At 43.3% G+C, this 890-nt stretch carries 2 protein-coding genes; both read left to right on the forward strand.

Features of this window, described 5'->3' with window-relative positions; all coding sequences use genetic code 11:
- The first annotated feature begins 143 nt into the window (after positions 1 to 143).
- Positions 144 to 548 carry a hypothetical protein gene (locus tag ABES02_RS29860; protein ID WP_430141696.1) on the forward strand — a complete coding sequence of 135 codons (405 nt, stop codon included), beginning with the start codon at positions 144 to 146 and terminating at the stop codon, positions 546 to 548.
- The coding region (locus tag ABES02_RS29865) for a hypothetical protein (protein WP_430141698.1) at positions 530 to 890 on the forward strand (361 nt) is incomplete at its 3' end. The genes ABES02_RS29860 and ABES02_RS29865, both read left to right, overlap by 19 nt.

The raw sequence follows: 890 nt of genomic DNA on the forward strand, positions 1-890 counted from the left end.
CGGAATTCTCTCCTTGCTCGGCTATGCGGGCTTCATCAATCCCGGCCGGTGTCAGAGGAAAATAAAGTATTAGACTGGAAAATAAAGTGTTAGACTAGGAAAATAAAGTTGTAGACTAACGCTTGTGGTTTGGGGGAAGTTCCTTGAATAAGCTGGTACATGAAATGGTGCTTCAAAGCGGACTAAAAATGCAACGCTCTGATATTCTAGGAGTTAATGAGGCGGCCCTGGTCAATCACAAATACATATGGATCTCTAACGACTTTTCAGAAGAAACCAGGGAATATTGTTATGCTATTCTTCATGAACTTGCTCATTATCATATCTACCTAAGAAGGAATCAGCGCTTGCAATCATTTTATGAGACAAGCCGTATTATGTATAACAGAGGATATAAAAGCAGAATTCCGATTATTTTATGGGATGAAGCTCTGGCATGGATGAACACCTATAAACTCCTGAAGCAGAACTCTTTTGATATGAGAGGATATTTGAAATATGCTCTTACAGGTTGGATTTCTTATTTTGCATGGGTCGAAAAACGTTAGCGACATTCATCGCTGGCCACGTTTGTTCCTTTCAACTCGGTCAGCTCGAACAGTCTAAAACTTTATTTTCTAATTTAATCTTTCAATGCATCGTAATCATGGGTCAGTCTAAAACTTATTTTTCAAAAGCTGGCGATTGGTCTACACTAAAACCAAGTAAAATCAACAACTCCGGTCTATATCTTTATTTTCTTCGTACAGCCGGGGCCGGTAGCGCAGCGCTCCGGTCCCTCGGCGGCAGGCCGCGCCAGGAAGACAAAGCAAAGCTGCAGACTTCCGGCTGGCCGTCTGCTTCCCGCGGAATTCTCTCCTTGCTCGGTATGCGGGCTTCATCGATCCCGG

The sequence above is a fragment of the Neobacillus pocheonensis genome, assembly GCF_050477905.1.
In the GTDB taxonomy this organism is placed as follows: domain Bacteria; phylum Bacillota; class Bacilli; order Bacillales; family Cytobacillaceae; genus Neobacillus; species Neobacillus pocheonensis_A.